The 3736-nt window shown below is 37.0% G+C and carries 5 protein-coding genes; all 5 read right to left on the bottom strand.

Annotated features, from left to right (window positions below; all coding sequences use genetic code 11):
• The coding region (locus GSY74_RS03415) for a ParB/RepB/Spo0J family partition protein (protein WP_164663707.1) at positions 1-711 on the bottom strand (711 nt) is incomplete at its 3' end.
• Positions 712-714: 3 nt separating this feature from the next.
• Complete coding sequence (locus GSY74_RS03410; RefSeq protein WP_164663706.1) at positions 715-1497, bottom strand: ParA family protein; 783 nt, start codon at positions 1495-1497, stop codon at positions 715-717.
• The gene (locus GSY74_RS03405) at positions 1494-2129 is read right to left on the bottom strand and encodes a biotin--[acetyl-CoA-carboxylase] ligase (RefSeq protein WP_164663705.1); all 636 of its coding nucleotides are present in this window, start codon (positions 2127-2129) and stop codon (positions 1494-1496) included. The genes GSY74_RS03410 and GSY74_RS03405 overlap by 4 nt, the downstream gene beginning before the upstream one ends.
• A complete protein-coding gene (gene fmt, locus GSY74_RS03400) occupies positions 2110-3021 on the bottom strand; it encodes a methionyl-tRNA formyltransferase (RefSeq protein ID WP_255494521.1) in 912 nt (303 codons plus the stop codon). Before fmt ends, GSY74_RS03405 begins: the two co-directional genes overlap by 20 nt.
• 123 nt (positions 3022-3144) lie before the next feature.
• The coding region (locus GSY74_RS03395) for an ABC transporter ATP-binding protein (RefSeq protein ID WP_164663704.1) at positions 3145-3736 on the bottom strand (592 nt) is incomplete at its 5' end.

The raw sequence follows: 3736 nt of genomic DNA, 5'->3' as shown, positions 1-3736 counted from the left end.
TGAAACTACTGTTTTTTGATTAAGATTTCTAGAATTTCTAGCCAATCGTTCAGCTTCACGCACACTCAGCTTTTGACCAATGATAGTATCAACAAATAGTTTCTGTTCTTTCTCTTCAAAACCTACTAAAATTTTAGCATGTCCTTGAGATATGTCATTCTGAATTAACTTTTTTTGAACATAATCAGAAAGTACCAAAAGTCTTAAAGTATTAGTAATTTGAGAACGACTTTTATGCAAAACCAGAGACAACTCATCATGAGTAATCTCATAAACTTTTATCAACTCATCATAGGAGTGAGCCAACTCAATAGAGTTAAGATTCTCTCTCTGAATATTCTCTATCAGTGCCAACTCTCTAAGTTTAGCATCATCAATATCTACATCAGCGATAATCACTTTGATTGTATCCAACTCCGCCAATTCATGAGCGCGAAGTCGTCGTTCACCTGCCACCAACAGATACTCGTCATCACCTTTGTCAACTACTACAATAGGCTGAAGCAAACCATGTTGCTTGATTGATTCAGAAAGTTCCAAAAGGGCATCTTCATCAAAATACTTTCTTGGTTGATAAGGGTTTGGGGCAATATCTTCTACATCAATCTCTCTTACATGCCCAAATGAATAAGCACAAATTCCTCCAGTTTCATTTTCATACGCCTGACCAACTTCGTCCAATATTGCACTCAACCCTTTACCTAATGCCATAGATTATCCTTTTAGAATACTTTTTGCTAAATCGGTATATGCCATTGCACCTTTGGATTTTTTGGCATACTCAATCACAGGTTGACCAAAACTTGGAGATTCTGCTACTTTGATATTTCTTGGAACAATAATAAATTTATTTTCTCTATCAGTAAATAGTTTATCTTTAAAATGATGGGAGAGATCTTCAAGCACCTGCTTTGACAAGTTATTCTGTCCTGAATACATAGTTGGCAAGAAACCTTTGATTGTTAACTTTGGATTGATAGACCTCTTCAGAAGATTAATCGTATTGAGTAGTTGTGCTAAACCCTCCAATGCAAAAAATTCACACTGAATTGGAATAATTACTGAATCAGCAGCACAAAGTGCATTGATAGTTATTGGACCTAACGCAGGAGGTGAATCAATTAAAATATAATTATAATTCTTCCTAATCGGCTTAAGTGCTTTTTTTAAGAGTAGTTCACGATTTTTCTTTCCTGAATCATAAAACTCTTTTTCTACACCAACCAATCCTATATTGGCAGGAAGCATATCAAGATTTTTTATTTTTGATTTCAAAATAACTTCTGATGCTTTCCTTATGCCTATCATTACATGATATACATTATACTCATAATCATTACGATTAAAGCCCAAGCTAGTTGTTGCATTTGTCTGTGGGTCAGCATCAACAAGCAGTACCTTTTTGCCTTTTTTTGCCAAGGATGCTGCAAGGTTGACAGCTGTCGTTGTCTTCCCCACCCCACCCTTTTGATTGGCTATTGCTATAATCTCATTCATCTTAAACTGTATACTCTCTTATTATTTATAATTAATGAACCATCTTGCGATAAAACGGCGTTTTCAAGGCTTTTATACTCCCCTTGAATATGTGCAGAAACTCTCTTTGTTATTTCGAATTCTAACGCATACTTACTAAATATTTGCTTCCAAGATGGATAATTCTCTAGCTCCTTCAGATAGCTCTCTAGCAAAAAATCAGCCTCAATGTTGAGATTTAGTGCTTCAAAGCCATTTGAGTTTTTTTTCAAATTTATCCCCATTCCACAGAGCAAAACAGTATCTAATTTTTTTGTAATGGTTCCACCAATTTTATGCTTAAAATAATATAAATCATTAGGCCATTTTAGCCAAATATTCGATGAAAATTTCTCCAAAACCTCTTTCATAATATAAGAAAAATAGATTGAAACAGAATTTAACGGTAAATCTTTAGGTAAATCATCCAAATTCACTGCAAAAGAGAAAAAAAGATTGCCCTCTCCCCCCTCCCAAGAGTTCTCTCTGCTACCTACTCCTGCTGTCTGTCTTTTTGCCATCAGAGCAATTGGGGCTGATAGTTTTTTGGATTTTATCTGCTCTATAAGATAAGTCTGTGTAGAGTCTAATTCATCAAAATAGACTATGTCCAACTTTTAATCCTCTCCCCACACAGTATGATTTTGCATCCATCGCCTTTTTCGATGGTGGTTGAAGTTTTCCAATTCGTATACTTCCCACTCCACAACTTACAGATATAGTTTGTTCATCAATAGCCAAAATCTCCCCTGCCCTATTTCCACCGCTACTCTCTAACAATTCAACATCAAATATCTTCGTCCCATTCTCCACAAAAATTCCTGGCCAACCCTCAAAAGCTCTATATTTATCATAAAGTTTCAAGGCATTATCAAAAGAGACTTTGCCATCCAATTTTTTTATCTTTTTACAATGTGTAGCCTCTGCTCTGATTTGAGTTATAGGTTCTATAGTCTCAAACTTATGGATAATCTCTGTAGTCAAAGCACAAGCATCACTGCTCAAACGATTCATCAATTCAGACAAAATCATCGTATCAGGAATCTTAAAATAACGATACCCTAATATTGGTCCCGAATCAAGCCCCTCCTCCATCAGCATAGCAGTTACCCCTGTAAACCTATCAGCATTAAGAAGTGACTGCTGAACTGGACTTGCTCCACGATATTGAGGCAGAAGTGAAGCGTGAAGATTGATACAAGGTGCAATATCTAGTAGATTTTTGGGCAAAAGCTGACCAAAAGCCGCCACCACTATATAGTCAGGCTCTGCATCCACAATAGCCTCATAAATTCCCTCATCAGAGAGTTTTTCAGGTTGTAAAATTTCCAAATCATAATCTAGTGCCAAAACTTTAACAGCAGGAGGCTTCAATCCACCTCTTCGTCCTGCCTTTCTATCAGGTTGAGTAATAACCAATGGTATCTCAATCTGCTCATCATCTATAAGTGTTTGCAAAATCTCCTTTGCATAGTGGGGTGTCCCCATATAAACAACTCGTTTCAATAACTCCTCCTATAGCAAAACTTACTTGGAATCGGAGGCTTTAGCCCCGAAAAAAAGACGAAACTAAAGTTTTCGCTTCCTAGTTTTCCAAGATATTTAATTTTTAGCGAATTATAGCAGAAACTATAGAACAGAGATAATATCTCCAACAACCAAGCTCTCTGCCCTACTCTCACTCATAGCTATCTCAACCAACTGTTGCCCCACAAGAACCGTAGCCAGATAACCACTCTCAGACTTAACAAGCTCCAAAAGCTCACCCTCTAAAGAGGCTATATCTTTAATCATAATCTCTTTTGGAGTACCATCATCAATAATCTTCCCATGATTCAAAACCACCACACGAGAAGCCAAACGATAAATTTCAGATGGGTCATGACTAACCATAACAGTAGTAGTTCCAAACTCCATATGCAAAGCCAATATCTCATCTTGAAGCTTAGTACGCATAGCAGGGTCAAGAGCAGAGAGAGGCTCATCCATCAGCAACAGTTTAGGACGATTCATCATAGCACGACAAAGCGAAACCCTCTGCTTCTGCCCACCACTCAAAACAGCAGGGTATCTACCTTTGAGCTTCGTTAACTCTGTAACTTCAAGCAGATGATTAGCAAGTTCTCTATCTCTATTGACAAACAGAAGATTACCCAAAACCGTCATATTATCAAAAAGTGCATAGTCCTGAAATACAAAACCTATCTCTCTCTTTTGAGGG

Source organism: Sulfurovum sp. bin170, assembly GCF_010892395.1.
GTDB lineage: Bacteria > Campylobacterota > Campylobacteria > Campylobacterales > Sulfurovaceae > UBA1140.
The sequence above is the reverse complement of the archived record's forward strand: the minus strand, read 5'-3'. Positions and strand labels throughout refer to the sequence as shown.

What these genes read in the sequence shown, in the direction of transcription:
- GSY74_RS03410 (WP_164663706.1), bottom strand. Translation starts at nt 1,497, where the DNA reads ATGAATGAGATTATAGCAATAGCCAATCAAAAGGGTGGGGTGGGGAAG.